The sequence below is a fragment of the Clostridium sp. CS001 genome (assembly GCF_020443565.1).
GTDB lineage: Bacteria > Bacillota > Clostridia > Clostridiales > Clostridiaceae > Clostridium_AD.
On sequence record NZ_JAIZZN010000008.1, the window covers coordinates 68,227 to 83,441 of the forward strand.

15 protein-coding genes, 5 tRNA genes and 2 other annotated features are annotated in these 15,215 nt (G+C 30.7%); of the genes, 19 read left to right on the forward strand and 1 reads right to left on the reverse strand.

Translation table 11 applies throughout. The features are described from left to right. Nucleotides 1-23 precede the first annotated feature (23 nt). From LGK97_RS07490 to LGK97_RS07515, 6 genes are all read left to right on the forward strand, one after another. A tRNA-Val gene (locus LGK97_RS07490) sits at nt 24-99 on the forward strand. 5 nt (nt 100-104) lie between these two features. Continuing rightward, nucleotides 105-181: transfer RNA gene (locus LGK97_RS07495), tRNA-Asp, on the forward strand. A 30-nt stretch (nt 182-211) separates the two neighbouring features. Then, a tRNA-Phe gene (locus LGK97_RS07500) sits at nt 212-287 on the forward strand. 6 nt (nt 288-293) lie between these two features. Beyond that, nucleotides 294-368, forward strand: a tRNA-Gly gene (locus LGK97_RS07505). 11 nt (nt 369-379) lie between these two features. After that, a tRNA-Cys gene (locus LGK97_RS07510) sits at nt 380-454 on the forward strand. 168 nt (nt 455-622) lie between these two features. Continuing rightward, nucleotides 623-1,219: a hypothetical protein gene (locus LGK97_RS07515; protein WP_226259139.1), complete on the forward strand. Its 597-nt coding sequence runs from the start codon at nt 623-625 to the stop codon at nt 1,217-1,219. A 415-nt stretch (nt 1,220-1,634) separates the two neighbouring features. Here the strand turns inward: LGK97_RS07515 and LGK97_RS07520 are convergent, their stop codons facing one another. Beyond that, nucleotides 1,635-2,330 carry a DUF6873 family GME fold protein gene (locus LGK97_RS07520; protein WP_226259140.1) on the reverse strand — a complete coding sequence of 232 codons (696 nt, stop codon included), beginning with the start codon at nt 2,328-2,330 and terminating at the stop codon, nt 1,635-1,637. A gap of 223 nt (nt 2,331-2,553) precedes the next feature. Between LGK97_RS07520 and LGK97_RS07525 the strand changes: the two genes are divergently transcribed. The 13 genes from LGK97_RS07525 to LGK97_RS07585 all read left to right on the forward strand — a co-directional run bounded on the left by LGK97_RS07525 (nt 2,554) and on the right by LGK97_RS07585 (nt 15,196). Beyond that, nucleotides 2,554-2,853, forward strand: a complete 300-nt coding sequence (locus LGK97_RS07525) for a MerR family transcriptional regulator (protein ID WP_226259141.1) — start codon at nt 2,554-2,556, stop codon at nt 2,851-2,853. Beyond that, a complete protein-coding gene (locus LGK97_RS07530) occupies nt 2,805-3,986 on the forward strand; it encodes an RNA-guided endonuclease InsQ/TnpB family protein (RefSeq protein WP_226259142.1) in 1,182 nt (393 codons plus the stop codon). The genes LGK97_RS07525 and LGK97_RS07530 overlap by 49 nt, the downstream gene beginning before the upstream one ends. A gap of 224 nt (nt 3,987-4,210) precedes the next feature. Beyond that, nucleotides 4,211-5,107 (forward strand): putative sporulation protein YtxC, encoded by an 897-nt coding sequence (gene ytxC, locus LGK97_RS07535; protein ID WP_226259143.1) that lies wholly within the window; start codon nt 4,211-4,213, stop codon nt 5,105-5,107. Between the two features lie 97 nt (nt 5,108-5,204). Beyond that, nucleotides 5,205-5,315 (forward strand) — a sequence feature (ribosomal protein L20 leader region). A 65-nt stretch (nt 5,316-5,380) separates the two neighbouring features. Beyond that, nucleotides 5,381-5,878: a translation initiation factor IF-3 gene (gene infC / locus LGK97_RS07540; RefSeq protein WP_226259144.1), complete on the forward strand. Its 498-nt coding sequence runs from the start codon at nt 5,381-5,383 to the stop codon at nt 5,876-5,878. A 20-nt stretch (nt 5,879-5,898) separates the two neighbouring features. Next, nucleotides 5,899-6,096, forward strand: coding sequence for a 50S ribosomal protein L35 (rpmI, locus tag LGK97_RS07545; RefSeq protein WP_226259145.1), 198 nt, complete (start codon nt 5,899-5,901; stop codon nt 6,094-6,096). A gap of 27 nt (nt 6,097-6,123) precedes the next feature. Next, nucleotides 6,124-6,483, forward strand: coding sequence for a 50S ribosomal protein L20 (gene rplT, locus LGK97_RS07550; RefSeq protein WP_226259146.1), 360 nt, complete (start codon nt 6,124-6,126; stop codon nt 6,481-6,483). Between the two features lie 133 nt (nt 6,484-6,616). Continuing rightward, nucleotides 6,617-7,981 carry a TrkH family potassium uptake protein gene (locus LGK97_RS07555; RefSeq protein ID WP_226259147.1) on the forward strand — a complete coding sequence of 455 codons (1,365 nt, stop codon included), beginning with the start codon at nt 6,617-6,619 and terminating at the stop codon, nt 7,979-7,981. A gap of 11 nt (nt 7,982-7,992) precedes the next feature. Continuing rightward, the gene (locus tag LGK97_RS07560; RefSeq protein WP_226259148.1) at nt 7,993-8,652 is read left to right on the forward strand and encodes a potassium channel family protein; all 660 of its coding nucleotides are present in this window, start codon (nt 7,993-7,995) and stop codon (nt 8,650-8,652) included. An 11-nt stretch (nt 8,653-8,663) separates the two neighbouring features. Then, a complete protein-coding gene (locus LGK97_RS07565; RefSeq protein ID WP_226259149.1) occupies nt 8,664-9,455 on the forward strand; it encodes a TrmH family RNA methyltransferase in 792 nt (263 codons plus the stop codon). A 55-nt stretch (nt 9,456-9,510) separates the two neighbouring features. Further along, nucleotides 9,511-9,722: a binding site (T-box leader), on the forward strand. 89 nt (nt 9,723-9,811) lie between these two features. Further along, nucleotides 9,812-10,831 (forward strand): phenylalanine--tRNA ligase subunit alpha, encoded by a 1,020-nt coding sequence (gene pheS, locus LGK97_RS07570; RefSeq protein WP_226259150.1) that lies wholly within the window; start codon nt 9,812-9,814, stop codon nt 10,829-10,831. 95 nt (nt 10,832-10,926) lie between these two features. Next, a complete protein-coding gene (gene pheT / locus LGK97_RS07575) occupies nt 10,927-13,305 on the forward strand; it encodes a phenylalanine--tRNA ligase subunit beta (RefSeq protein WP_226259151.1) in 2,379 nt (792 codons plus the stop codon). A 182-nt stretch (nt 13,306-13,487) separates the two neighbouring features. Beyond that, nucleotides 13,488-14,087: a cell division protein ZapA gene (locus LGK97_RS07580; protein ID WP_226259152.1), complete on the forward strand. Its 600-nt coding sequence runs from the start codon at nt 13,488-13,490 to the stop codon at nt 14,085-14,087. 284 nt (nt 14,088-14,371) lie between these two features. Further along, entirely contained in the window at nt 14,372-15,196 is an 825-nt protein-coding gene (locus LGK97_RS07585) for a transporter substrate-binding domain-containing protein (protein ID WP_226259153.1), read from the forward strand. Nucleotides 15,197-15,215: the final 19 nt, after the last annotated feature.

Consider the following 15,215-nt stretch of genomic DNA (forward strand, 5'->3'; position numbering starts at 1 on the left):
ATAGTAGTTGAATAAATATATGTGGGAGCATAGCTCAGCTGGGAGAGCATCTGCCTTACAAGCAGAGGGTCACAGGTTCGAACCCTGTTGTTCCCACCACATATGGCCCAGTGGCTCAGTTGGTTAGAGTGCCGCCCTGTCACGGCGGAGGTCGACGGTTCGAGTCCGTTCTGGGTCGCCATTTAAATTTAATAATTTAAAAAAGTAATAGGGCTGGATAGCTCAGTCGGTAGAGCAGAGGACTGAAAATCCTCGTGTCCCTGGTTCGATTCCTGGTCTAGCCACCAAATGTTGCGGGAGTGGCTCAGTGGTAGAGCGTCACCTTGCCAAGGTGAACGTCGCGAGTTCGAATCTCGTCTTCCGCTCCAATTACATTAATGGCGCTATAGCCAAGTGGTAAGGTCAAGGTCTGCAAAACCTTTATTCCCCGGTTCAAATCCGGGTGGCGCCTCCAAAATAATAAGAAGTAGTCTAAATGCTGATATTTCAGTAGATAGGCTATTTTTTTATTTATACTCATTTCAGATATGGATTTATGTGGAACTAATGTTGTACCTTTGATATAATTGAATGTAGGTTAATCTATAATTGTAAGTTATTGCACATTAAAGGGGGGATACAATTGATTTCTAGTAGAAAGGTTAATTATATTATTCCCATGTATGCTATTTGTTGTATTATAATCGCTTTAATAATTGCATGGACTAATGTTAGGTTTTTTGAAGCTGAGCTAAAAGAACAGGATATAAAGGTGTTCTCTAAGATTAAAGAGTTTAACAAGAATAAGGGTGAAATCAATAGTAGTTACATGAATCGAGTTGAAGAAATAGTCCTCGAGGATGATTTGGTAATTATATATGATTATGAGAATAATAAAGTAATTGATAGTATTAATGTTGTTGTTGGTGGGCAATTTGAAGAGCAAGTTCATAAATCAATAGAAATTAATAGTAAGAGGATAAGATTAGATAGTGGTAAGTTGGAGTTAAATAAAAACACATATATTCAGAATATAAATTTAAAAATTGATGATATATCTTGTGATAATGTGGGAGATGGATACCTCCTTTATTACATACCAAAATGGATGGTTAGAGAGAATTATATGCTTAAAAGATTACTACAGGCCATTTCTATAAGTTGTTTTTTTTCAGCAATGACTATATGGTTATTTGATAAGCAAATTAAGAAACTGACTAATATAAGCAAGAGTAGTTAGGAAAAAATTTAGCGTATAATGTTCTTAACTTGTATAGCTGGTTTATTGGCTTAGCCTATGATCATTTATGTTTATAGTATCCTCTCTATAAACTGATAAGCTAAAATCTCGAAGCGGTTTATATCTTCTAAAATAATAATTGCTTTTTAAACTAACGATTTTTCATATATTATGCTAACAAAAGTATATGTTGAGCAGAATGCATTTGAACAAGCCTTAGCAATTCTTAATTTATTTTATTTTCAGCCGCGTTAAGAAAAATATATGTTTGAGCGATAGCGAGTTTATATTTTTTAGCAGCTGCAAATAAAATAAATTTTAGAATTGCTTGGCGCAGTGAAAGCATTCCAGCAACATATTCTTTTCGTTATAGCATAATATATGAAAAAACTCTTAGATTAGAATATCGCGTACCCTAGACTCTAAAGATGCTCCCCCTATCAACCAGCTTCCCATTTCTTAAAAATACAGGTTCTACCTTGTGTTTCTTTAAAAACTTCAAAACTTCTTTTCCGTATAAATAATAATCTAAATGACCATAGAAAGCTAAGACGTTATCGCAAAGAAGGCCTGTAGCACCGCCGATAAAGCCATAATTAAGTCCAGGAAGAAGAATATCACCAGGAGGAACTAATAGGATATCTATTCCCTCTACAATTAGTGCCTTAGCAATAGATATGTCACTGGTAATAGCTGCATGATTATTTACAATACAGGTAGAACACTTTGTGTAACCTTGTTTTATATTTACTAATTTTTTGCTTTTTACTAAGGATAAAAGGTTAGTATCAGTGAATTTAATTGAGTGGACAAAAAGGTTGCCCATACTTAATGAATTAAGAAATATATTGTAAGGATATTTGATCTGTAAAGCTGAAGTAGATTTATAAACCACATAATTTAATAATTCTAAGTTCTTTATAAATTCACTGTTCATATTTTTGTGTACTATAATATTGTTGCCTGTAATATGCATTAGCATATCAGGATGACCACATACAGCATCGTATAGAAGATTGCTAGGTGGACATATAAGCAAGTGATATCCCATTGAAACTAAAGATTCTGTTTCTTCGTTATGAATTCTAAAATCAACAATAACACTCTTCATGTAAACACTCCTATTTTGAATATATATTTATAAATTTATAATTTGTTTTATAACATAAAGCTATTCCAAATTGCAATATGTCGATAATTGTTTAATTGATTTTTGCATATACATTATTATTACACACATACTATCTTATGAGAAAGGGGTGAATCACTGCAATTAAAAAAAATTATAAGTGTAGACATACATGACAATATATAGATATAAGGAGATGATAATTATGAATACATATAAACCACACGAATTTGCAGATATGATAGGAATATCAGTTAAGACACTTCAAAGATGGGATAATGATGGTAAATTAATCGCTATTAGAAATCCTTCTAATAGAAGATATCATACTCATAATCAATATGTTGAATATATGGGAAAAATAATTCAAGATTTAATAAATATCATTCATGTGTTTAGTTGTAGAATTTATGGACTAATGAAATATAAGAAAAAAATAGAGGAAGATGAAGAAGTATGCTCAAAGGATTTAAAACAGAAATTAAAGTCGAAGAAAAACACATAAATAAGATTAATCAATCCATTGGAATATGTAGATATTTATACAATTCATACCTAGCTAAGAACTTAGAGTTATATCAACAATTTAAAGATGGTTTGATTGATAAAAAACAAGCTTTTATGAGTGCCAATGATTTTGATAAATATATTAATAATGAAGTCAAAATACAAGAAGAATTTAAGTGGATTGATAATTGTGATTCTAAAGCTAGAAAGAAAGCTATATGTAATTCTGAAACTGCTTTTAAAAGATTCTTTAAAGGACAAGGTAAGTTTCCGAAATTTAAGAAGAAGAATAAGTCTGATGTTAAATTATATTTTCCTAAAAATAACAAAACAGATTGGGAAGTAGAAAGAAATAAAATCAATATACCTTCTCTAAAATGTATTCATTTAAAAGAAAAAGGATATATTCCTACAAACGCAAAAGTTGTAAGTGGTACGGTTTCTAAAAAAGCTGAAAGATATTATGTTTCTGTATTGTGTGAAGTCGAGGAGAATAATAATAATTATTCTGCTTCAACAAACGAAGGGCTAGGAATTGATTTAGGCATTAAAGATTTAGCTATAGTTAGTAATATTGATAAGCCTTTTAAAAATATTAATAAAACATCTAAAGTTAGAAAATTAGAAAAGAAACTTAAAAGGAAACAAAGACAAGTATCTAGAAAATATGAAATGAATAAACAAGGTAAGAAATTTATTAAAACAAATAATATTATCAAATTAGAAAATCAAACAATAAAAATAAATGATAAATTAGCAAATATAAGAAATAACTATGCAAATAATATTACAAGTCAGTTAGTAAAGCAAAAACCAAGCTTTATTACAATTGAAGATTTAAATGTAAGTGGAATGATGAAAAATCGTCATCTATCTAAAGCAATAACTAAACAGTGTTTCTTTGAATTTAGAAGACAATTAACTTATAAATGTGAATGGAATAATATTGAATTAAGAGTTGTAGATAGATTTTATCCATCTTCAAAAACATGTAATTGTTGTGGATATATAAATAAAGACTTAAAATTATCTGATAGAGAATTTATTTGTTTAGAATGTGGGGTTATTGAAGATAGAGATAAAAATGCTAGTTACAATTTAAGAGATGCTAAAATATACAAAATCGCATAAATTTGATAAATAAATAAGAAAGGAAGGAAATGCTACGAACCTATAATAATCATTATTTAAAAAGATTTTATAGGTATGTACCGATGGTTAGTCGGGAATTTACGCCTTTGGAGTGTTATATCAAATGTGAGTAGATTGCTTAGGCAATTAAAAATAGACACGTTGAAAAAGGAATTATCTTGGTGTGGGTATGTTTGTCCGCATTTTAAGTAGCAGAGTGCTAAATGCTTTTATTAACTGTTGTATATAATAACAGTATGGAATTTATTACTGATGAAGTCAATAACATTAAAAAGTGTTTTGAACACAAAGGTATAATTTTAGGCATAGTTGAAAGTATAGCAAATAATACTCATTTCATAAAATTTTTTTGTGGTGATGACAATATAAGTGATAGTAATATTAAAGCATTTAATTTACATATTGCAAATCTATTATATAAAATAGTAGCAAGGGAATTTTTTAAAAGAGAAATGAATAACTTTTTAACTGAAACTTACTTTTTTCTTAGATGTGATGAACTAAAACAAGTAAGGCCTAAGATAGAAGAAGCATTAATTTGTGAAGGGGAAATATCTGGACCTAATATGGTATATTATATAAATAGAAAAAATATTATTATTGATAAAATTGCCAAATGTATAGAGGAAAATAATGAGCTTAACATAAGAGGTTTTTTAACCTTTAGGACAAAAGAGTTAAAAGGTGATTTAGAATGTATAGTTGATAAGGCTGTAGAAGAATACATGGTTGAAAAAGAATATAATGAGTTTATTAAATTACTTAAATACTTTGTTGAAGTGCAAGAAAGTAAAGTATATGAAGTTAATCTTTTAATTGAAAAGAATGGAAATTATAAATTAAGAGATGAAGAGGGGAATGACTTATTGGGAAATATGATAATGGAGTTACCTAAGGTTAAGTTTGACCCCAAGGAAAATCAAGAAGAGCTTATAATTAGCACCTTGATAACTAATGCTCCTCAAAAAGTAATTATACATTGCGTAGAGTATTTTAAAAATAAAGAGTTAATACAAACTATAAGTAAAGTGTTTGAAAATAAGGTTTATTATTGTGATAAGTGTGCAGAATGTAAAAAGAATAAAAAAGACAGAATGTAAAAAGAATAAAAAAGAGTTGACAAGTAAAGATTAAGATAGTATACTTCTAATTGTTGTGAATAAAAATGTAGAAATACTTTAATTAAATAAAGTTTTGTTTTACAAGAAGAAACAGCCGTTTCTCACCTAACAGTAATGCTAGTTAGGTTAATTAGTAATTTAAATTTGTTACTATAAAGGACGGCATTTGTCGTCCTTTTATTTATTTTAATATTATAAAAAGTAATTAAAACAATTTGGAGGTGAAAAGCTATTAGTAAAAACAAAGATTTCATGATGAATGAAGAAATAAGAGACAAAGAAATAAGAGTTATAGGATTTGATGGAGCTGCGTTAGGTATTTTAAATACTAAAGATGCGTTACAGCTTGCAGAGGAAAAGGAATTAGATTTAGTTATGATGTCACCTACTGCAAAACCACCAGTATGTAGGATAATGGATTTCGGTAAGTTTATCTATGAACAGCAGAAAAAAGAAAAAGAAGCTAAAAAGAAGCAAAAGGTTGTAAATCTTAAAGAAATACGATTAAACCCAACAACAGAAGAACATGATATCGCAATTAAGGCTAGTCATGCTAAAAAATTCTTGTTAGATGAAGATAAGGTTAAAGTAACTATAAGATTTAAAGGAAGACAAATTGAAAATACAAAAGTTGGATATACCATATTAAACTCTTTTGTAGAAAAAATCGGTGATATTTATATTGTTGAAAAAGCAGCAAGACAAGAGGGAAGAAATATGATAATGATTTTGGCTCCTAAAAGAGCGTAACCGAGAGGAGGAATTTTATTATGCCTAAAATGAAAACACATAGAGGCGCGGCAAAAAGATTTAAGAAAACAGGTTCAGGTAAATTAAAAAGAGCAAAAGCTTTCAAAAGCCATATATTAACAAAAAAGAGTTCAAAAAGAAAAAGAAATCTTAGAAAAACTGGATATGTTTCAACAACTCAAATAAAAGCAATGAAAAAATTGTTACCATACTTATAATTGAATGGTGCTTAGGAGGTATATTAAATGGCAAGAATTAAGAGAGCAGTTCACGCTCGTAAAAACCATAAAAAGATATTAAAGCTTGCAAAAGGCTACTATGGTGGAAAGAGTAAGTTATTTAAAACAGCAAATGAATCAGTAATGAGAGCATTTAGAAATGCTTACATTGGAAGAAAGTTAAAGAAAAGAGATTTTAGAAAACTTTGGATAGCTAGAATAAACGCGGCTACAAGATTGAATGATCTTTCATATTCAAGATTTATGAATGGAATGAAACTTGCAGGAATAGAAATTAACAGAAAGATGCTTTCTGAGATTGCTATAAATGATCCAAAAGCTTTTGCTGAATTAGTAGAAGTTGCAAAGAAACAATTACAAGCTTAAAATTATTTATTTGCAAATGTAGCCTAAGGGCTACATTTTTTATTGCATTTTTGACAAAGATATGTTAAGTGATATAATGGAATACATATGATAATCTAATATTATTAATTGGAAAGAAGAGAGAGTGAATACTTTGGAATCAAGCATTAAACCTTTTAAGAGAAAAAACATTTATACTCCTGTTCAGATACTTTCAATGGGGTTTGCTATAGTTATATTTAGTGGTGCAATGCTCCTAAGTTTGCCTATATCTTCTCAAAGTGGAGAATTTACACCATTCATAGATTGTATATTTACATCTACCTCTGCTGTTTGTGTTACGGGACTTGTAACCGTAGATACGGGAACCTATTGGACTTACTTTGGTAAAACAGTAATAATAACACTTATACAAATAGGTGGACTTGGATTTATGTCTGTTGCTACACTGGTTTTTTTAATTTTGGGTAAAAGAATAACATTAAAAGAGAGATTAGTAATACAAGAATCCATGAATGTAAATTCATTACAGGGAGTAGTGAAAATGATTAAGTACGTATTGATATTTACATTTTCAGTGGAAGCCATTGGGGCAGTTTTATTCTCAACACAGTTTATTCCAAGGTTTGGTATTGCTAAAGGTCTTTATTACAGTTGTTTTCATGCCATTTCAGCCTTCTGCAATGCTGGATTTGATTTGATGGGAGGATTCACAAGTGTTACAGCCTATGCTAATAATTCTGTAATAATATTAACGATTTCAGCCTTAATAGCGGTAGGTGGATTAGGATTTTTCGTTTGGGTGGAAATCTATAATTGTTGGGGGGTTAAAAGACTATCGCTACATTCTAGAGTAGTTATTTATACTACGCTAGTGTTAATTTTTGGAGGGGCAATCCTTATGTTTATTTTTGAGATGAACAATCCTTATACTATGGGAGGAATGTCTTTTAAGGGTAAGATCCTATCTTCAATTTTTGCATCTGTTTCACCAAGAACTGCTGGCTTTAACTCTATTCCATTAGAAAAAATGACTACAGCGGGAATCTTTTTAACAATAATCTTAATGTTTATTGGTGGGTCTCCTGGGTCAACAGCTGGAGGTCTAAAAACCACTACTGCGGTGCTACTTCTTATGACTGTAGTATCTGTAGTTCGCGGGCGTGAAGAGACTGAAATATTTCAAAAGCGTATAGACAAGGAGCTTGTGTATAAAGCCTTTGCGATAGCTGTTATTTCCATGGCACTTGTTATAATAGTTACTATGATATTATCTATTACTGAGAAGCCAGATATTCCTTTTGAATATTTTTTATATGAGGCCACTTCTGCATTTGCTACAGTTGGATTAACGTTAGGGTTAACTACAGAATTATCCTTTGTAGGTAAGATAGTAATAAGTCTTACTATGTATGCTGGGAGAGTGGGATTACTTACTATAATATTGGCATTAACTAAAAATAAAAATTCTAAATCTGGAACCATTAGATATCCAGAAGATAAGATTTTAATTGGATAGGGGTGAATTTAATGAGTAAAAAGCAGTTTATCGTTATAGGTCTAGGAAGGTTTGGATCATCTGTTGCTGAAACTTTATATTCTTTAGGGAATGATGTATTAGCAGTAGATAATGATGAAGATGTAGTTCAAAACATTTCAGATAAAGTAACCCATGCGGTTCAAATTGATGCAAATGACGAGAATAGCTTAAGAGCACTTGGTATTCGTAATTTTGATTGTGCAGTTGTTAGTATAGGTTCTGATATTCAATCTAGTATTTTAGCAACACTGTTAGTTAAAGAGTTAGGAGTAAAACATGTAGTAGCAAAAGCGACCAATGCATTACATGCTAAGGTGTTATATAAAATAGGTGCAAACAGAGTAGTTTTTCCAGAACGAGATATGGGCGTAAGGGTTGCACATAATTTAGTATCCTCAAACATATTAGATTATATAGAATTATCTCCTGATTATAGTATAGCTGAAGTTGTTAGCCCAGAAGAATGGCATAATAATACATTGAGAGATTTAAATGTACGTGCAAGGTATGGGATAAACGTAATGGCTATAAAAAGAAATAATGATATTGATGTTTCTCCTGAAGCAGATAGTATCATTGAACCGGGAGATATAATTGTTGCTATAGGTGGTATTCAAGAATTAAATACATTAGAAAATCTAGTTAAATAAGGAGAATTACTTTGGAAAACATTCAAAGCAAGGAAAATTTATTGATTAAGGATATTAAAAAGCTAAAAGAAAAAAAATATAGAAAAGATTGTAATATGTTTTTAGTTGAGGGCTTTAGATTTGTAGAAGAAGCTTTAGATTCCGATTTCGAAGTTGTGAATATTTTTATAAGTACTAGGGGAGAGTCTAAGTATGAAGATTCTCAGGTGAAAAATAAGTTGCAAGAAGATACTAAGGTTTATAGTATTAATGATAGTATATTCAAAAGTATTTGTGATACAGAAAACCCACAAGGGATTATTGCTACAGTTAAAAATAAACTTGTAGAGATTAAATATAATCAAGGGTTCTATGTTCTGGCTGACAAGATTCAAGATCCAGGTAATATGGGAACTATAATTAGAACTGCTCATGCAGCGGGAGCATTAGGTGTTATAATTACAAAAGGAACCGTGGATATATATAATGAAAAAACCCTAAGAGCTACAATGGGGTCTATATTTAAAGTTCCTGTTATATTTGATGAAGACTTATCACTAGTAACAAAACTTAGGGATTCTGGGTTTAAACTCATTACTAGCTCATTAGATACTGATGAAAATTTCTATGAGGTAGATTTAAAGGGAAAAGTTATTATATCTGTTGGAAATGAAGGAAATGGTGTAAGTGATGAGGTTTATGGCATATGTGATTTAAAAGTCAAAATTCCTATGCCTGGTGGTGCAGAATCTTTGAATGTGGCCGTGGCAGCATCAATTATGATGTATGAGGTGGTAAGACAAAAAAACATTAGAGGATTTTAAAATACATAGTTGAAGTTTTTTGAAGTTGTGGTTATAATGTTTTATATACTTTAATAATTAAATGATGATGGAGAGAGTACATATAAGAAACTTACAGGGAAAAGAAGCCTTAGATTGAGAGCTTTTTTAAGAATTTTTTATATCGAAGTTCACTCAGGAGTTCAAGCAGTGAAACTAAGTAGCTGCTTGCGGGTAGAACCGATAAATTTATCTAAGAGGACTATTTTTAGTCAATTAGGGTGGTACCGCGGATTTTCCGTCCCTTCACTTGGGATGGTTTTTTTTGTTTTATAGAAAATTATAATATAAAAATTATAAAATATAAAAGTCACATAAATATGAAAGGAGCATTTATTATGAAAGAAAAATTAGAAATCATAAAAACAGCAGCTTTGGAAGAGTTAAAAGGAATTGTTAATAAAGTAGAATTAGAAAATATTAGAGTTAAGTATTTAGGGAAAAAAGGTGAACTTACACAAATATTAAGGGGAATGGGTCAACTTTCAAATGAGGAAAGGCCCATTGTAGGCAAGATAGCAAATGAAGTTCGTGAGGATATAGAGACGCTTATAACTAAGTCTTCAGACATATTAAGAAACAATGAAAAAGAAATGAAGTTAAAAAGTGAAGTTATAGATATATCTATGCCAGGGAAAAAACAAATATTAGGCAAAAGACATCCACTAGAATTAACACTTGAAAAAGTAAATGAAATATTTCTATCTATGGGATTTGCCATTGAAGAAGGTCCTGAAGTAGAGAAAGATTATTATAATTTTGAGGCATTAAATATTCCTAAAGATCATCCTGCAAGAGGGGAACAAGATACTTTTTATATAAATGATAATATAGTTTTGAGAACTCAAACTTCACCAGTACAAATAAGAACTATGGAAATTCAAAAGCCACCTATAAAAATGATTTCGCCAGGTAAAGTTTATAGATCGGACGCAGTAGATGCTACTCATTCACCAATTTTTTATCAAATTGAAGGACTTATAGTTGATAAAGGAATTACCTTTGCTGATTTAAAAGGAACCTTAGAACTATTTACCCATAAGATGTTTGGAGATAAAATGAAAACAAAATTCAGACCACACCATTTTCCGTTCACTGAGCCTTCAGCAGAGATGGATGCTACATGCTTTGTGTGTAATGGTGAAGGGTGTAAGGTTTGTCACGGAAGTGGATGGATAGAACTTCTAGGTTGTGGAATGGTTCATCCTGATGTTTTAAGAAACTGTGGAATTGATCCGGAAATATACAGTGGATTTGCTTTTGGATTCGGACTTGATCGAATTACAATGCTTAAATATGGAATAGATGACATTAGGGCGCTTTATGAAAGTGATATGAGGTTTTTAAAACAATTCTAAAATATAAGTCGATGATTATTTGTTGTAAATAAAGAGCATTAAGACTAAACAGTGAAAAATTGTTTAATAGCATAAAAATGTTAGGAGGATATAAGATGAAAATTCCGGTTAAATGGCTTGAGGATTATGTAGATATAAATATTTCACCAAAGGAGCTGGGTGACAAATTAACTATGACTGGTTCAAAAGTGGAATCAGTTATAATTTCAGGGGCTGAAATCGAAAATGTTGTTACGGGGAAAATAATTAAAATTGAAAAACACCCAGATGCGGATGCATTAGTTGTATGTCAGGTAAATATAGGACTTGATGAACCAATACAAATAGTTACTGCAGCTACAAATATGAAAGAGCAAGATATTATTCCAGTGGCACTTCATGGGTCAAGTTTACATGGTGGATTAAAAATAAAAAAAGGTAAGCTTCGTGGTATAACTTCAAATGGAATGTTCTGCTCTGAGGAAGAACTTGGTATTGCAGGGGATGAACCTGTTCATGGACTGATGATACTTCCAGAGGATACGATTATTGGGAAAGATATAAAAGAAGTTTTAAACCTTCAAAGTGTGTTAATAGATTTTGAGATAACTTCAAACAGGGCAGATTGCATGAGTGTTCTAGGAATTGCTAGAGAAACTGCTGCAACTTTAGGCACAGAATTTAGGAAGCCAGCCCTTGATTATAAAGCTACTTGTAGCGAGAATGTGGAGGATATTTATAAGGTTCATATTAAAGATGAACTTTGCAGAAGATATATGTTAAAAGGTATAAAAAATGTAAAGATAGAGCCCTCTCCGCAATGGATGCAGGAAAGATTATTAGAAGCTGAGATTAGGCCTATAAATAATATAGTTGATATTACAAACTTTGTTATGTTAGAACTTGGTCAGCCAATGCACGCATTTGATGCAAGACAAATTAGCACTAATAATATAGTGGTTGAAAGAGCTCATGATAAAGAAAAATTTACTACCTTAGATGAGGTAGAAAGAGATTTAGATGAAACTATGTTAAATATTAAAGATGGAGATAGAACTATAGGACTTGCAGGTATAATGGGAGGCTTAAATTCCGAGATCAAAGACGACAGTACTAGCATAGTATTTGAGAGTGCAAACTTTGATGGAGTTAATATAAGACTATCTTCTAAAAAATTACGTTTAAGAACTGAGGCATCTTCAAAGTTTGAAAAAGATCTAGACCCTAATCTAGCTGAAATGGCAATAAGTAGAGCATGTCATTTAGTAGAGGAGTTAGGTGCAGGTGAAATAATGGAAGGATGTATAGATGTATATCCAATTAAGAGGCAGTCTCATACTTTAACAGTAGATGCAAATTGGATTAATAGTTTTCTAGGAACTGAAATATCCAAGGGTGATATGAAAAAATACCTTGATAGATTAGAATTGTCTACAGAGATAAAAGGCGATGATTTACTTATACAAGTGCCTACATTTAGAAGTGATATGAACATCAGAGAAGATGTGGCAGAAGAAATAGCTAGAATATATGGCTATGATAATATACCATCTACTACGCCTAAATGTGAAACTTCAAAAAGTGGGAAAAGTGATAAACAAAAGTTAGACGATAAAGTAGTGCTTTCTTTAACTTCCAATGCTCTTAATCAATCTATTAGCTATTCATTTGTAAGTCCTAAAGTATTTGATAAGATTTTAGTACCAGAAGATAGTAGTCTTAGGAAGGTAGTGACAATAAGGAATCCTTTGGGAGAAGATTACAGTATAATGAGAACTACCACTATATCCTCTATGATGGAATCTTTATCAAGGAATTATTCAAGAAGTAATGAAGAAGCTAGATTATTTGAAATAGGGAAGGTTTATATACCAAATGAGGATGAGAATAAGCTTCCAGAAGAAAGAAATATAGTAACCATAGGAATGTATGGAAATGTTGATTACTTGGATTTAAAAGGTGTTGTGGAAAATGTATTAGATATTTTAGGAATAACAAATTCATCATTTAGAAGAGAGAATGAAAATCCAACTTATCATCCTGGAAAAACTTCAAGTCTATATATAAAACGAGACTTTATAGGCACAGTTGGAGAAATTCATCCTAGCGTTTCTGAGAACTATGGTGTAGAACAAAGATGTTATATAGCAGAGCTAAACTTAGATATGTTATATAAATATGCAGAATTAAATAAAAAATACAAAGCACTTCCGAGGTTTCCAGCTGTAACTAGAGATATTGCCCTGATAGTTGAAGATGCAATTTTAGTGCAGGACATTGAAGATATAATTGTGAAGCAAGGTGGTAATATTGTAGAAAGTGCTAAGCTATTTGATGTATATAAAGGTTCGCAAATAGCTGAAGGTAAAAAGAATGTGGCTTATGCTATAGTATATAGACGTGAAGATAGAACATTAAAGGACGAAGAAGTAAATAAAGTACATGATAAAATATTAAGATCGCTGGAACATAAGTTAGGTGCAGAACTTAGATAAAAGCTTTAAACTAAGCTCCTTTAGAAATAAGGGAGCTTAGTTATATAAGGAATTAGTTTAAATAGGTAATGGGAAAGTATACTATTTATTTTATTTCCTATATAATTTGGAAGTATTGGTTTTATTAAAAGCCATATTGTGGTACAATGATGATAACTAATCTGTCTAAGAGGGTGTTTTAGATGAACGTTGTAACAATAAAGATAAACGGTATTGAATATAATTTAAAAGGTGAAGAAAGAGAAGAATACTTACATATGGTAGCTAGTTATGTTGATAAGAAGATAAAGAACATAATGGGCAATAATGAGAAACTCAGCACTTCTTCAGCAGCAATTTTGACAGCTTTAAATTTAGGAGATGATATGTTCAAAAGCAATTCCATTGCAAAGACGCTTTCAAGTAAGGTTGAATCCTTAGAAAAACGTGATAAAGAATTGACTGAGCAATTGGAAGGTTTAAAAAAGCAGTTAAATAATATGGAAGCATATAACCAAGAACTACTCTCTAAGTGTAAAAACATAGAAAATAGTGAGTATGCAAAAACCTTAGAAAAAGAAAATGTAAAGATAAAAGAAGAATTATATGCTATTCAAGAATCTACAAAGGCTTCTATCGAAGAAAATAAGGTTATAAAGATAGAAAATAAAGAAATGAAATTTAAGCTTCAGTCTTCAAAGTACAAAATAATTGATTTGCAAAACAAGTTAATAGAATATCAAATTAGTTTAACAAAGCAGAAGAAGATGAATAATGCACTTTTAACTTCAGATAAGAAATAAAAATTATTTTATAAAGCACAACTAAAAAGTCGCCTAAAGGCGATTTTTTTAATTGAAATAATATGTTGATTTCACAATAGTTTATGCATTATTATGCATAAACATGAGCTGTTCTAAAAAATGCATTAAATACTTAATTTAACTATAATGATTAGAAAACGTTTGCAATGCAAGCTTAAAGAAAATATATAAAAAAACACTCGAAAATATTACAAAAAAGTATTGCATGATTATGCAAAAAGATGTATTATAATAGCAGTAATATATACGAGGAGGAATAAAAAATGAAAAGTAATAATAGTAAAAAAATAATTAGTATAATAATGACTGGTTTAATAGCAATAGGACTATCGGGATGCTCAGGAACTAAGACAGAAAACGTATCAGCTAAGGTTTCAATGGTGGACAAACTCAAGGAAAAAGGAAAAATAGTTATAGGCACATGTGCAGATTATCCACCCTATGAATTTCATAAATCAATTGATGGTAAGGACACAATTGTGGGATTTGACATAGATATAGCAAAAGAAATTGCAAAAGACCTAGGTGTTGAGATTGAAATAAAGGATATGAAGTTTGACGGATTAACTGCAGCACTTGAAACAGGAAATATAGACCTTATTGCAGCAGGAATGAATCCTACAGAGGAAAGAAAAAAGAATGTAGATTTTTCTAAAATTTATTATACAGCAGTTCAATGTGTTGTTGTAAGAGCTGGGGATGAAGCTACAATTAAATCCTTAGAAGATTTAAAAGGTAAAAAGGTAGGAGTTCAGAAAGGTACAGTTCAAGAGGAATTAGCAACTGAGCAACTTGCAACTTCAGAAATAAAACCACTTGGAAAAGTATCAGACCTTATGCTTTCTTTAAGTACTAAAAAGGTAGATGCAGTAATTGTTGAATTACCTGTTGCTAAGGCATACGTGGCGCAAAATTCAGATTTAGCATTAACAAAAGCGCAGATTAAAGCTAAAGAAGAAGGCTCGGCTCTAGCAGTTAAAAAAGGAAATGAAGATTTAATAAAATTCTTAAATACTAGCATAGATAGATTGATCAATGAAAAAACTATTGATAAATTTGTTGCAGATGCAAATAACATTACAGAGTAGGATAATTTAAAATTAAACT

Bases quoted from the DNA above. Each gene is read 5' to 3' on its own strand.
- rpmI (WP_226259145.1), top strand. From the start codon at position 5,899: ATGCCTAAAATGAAAACACATAGAGGCGCGGCAAAAAGATTTAAGAAA.
- LGK97_RS07520 (WP_226259140.1), bottom strand. From the start codon at position 2,330: ATGAAGAGTGTTATTGTTGATTTTAGAATTCATAACGAAGAAACAGAA.
- LGK97_RS07560 (WP_226259148.1), top strand. From the start codon at position 7,993: ATGAGTAAAAAGCAGTTTATCGTTATAGGTCTAGGAAGGTTTGGATCA.
- LGK97_RS07585 (WP_226259153.1), top strand. From the start codon at position 14,372: ATGAAAAGTAATAATAGTAAAAAAATAATTAGTATAATAATGACTGGT.
- ytxC (WP_226259143.1), top strand. From the start codon at position 4,211: ATGCTTTTATTAACTGTTGTATATAATAACAGTATGGAATTTATTACT.
- LGK97_RS07530 (WP_226259142.1), top strand. From the start codon at position 2,805: ATGCTCAAAGGATTTAAAACAGAAATTAAAGTCGAAGAAAAACACATA.
- LGK97_RS07580 (WP_226259152.1), top strand. From the start codon at position 13,488: ATGAACGTTGTAACAATAAAGATAAACGGTATTGAATATAATTTAAAA.
- pheT (WP_226259151.1), top strand. From the start codon at position 10,927: ATGAAAATTCCGGTTAAATGGCTTGAGGATTATGTAGATATAAATATT.
- LGK97_RS07525 (WP_226259141.1), top strand. From the start codon at position 2,554: ATGAATACATATAAACCACACGAATTTGCAGATATGATAGGAATATCA.
- infC (WP_226259144.1), top strand. From the start codon at position 5,381: ATGATGAATGAAGAAATAAGAGACAAAGAAATAAGAGTTATAGGATTT.
- rplT (WP_226259146.1), top strand. From the start codon at position 6,124: ATGGCAAGAATTAAGAGAGCAGTTCACGCTCGTAAAAACCATAAAAAG.
- pheS (WP_226259150.1), top strand. From the start codon at position 9,812: ATGAAAGAAAAATTAGAAATCATAAAAACAGCAGCTTTGGAAGAGTTA.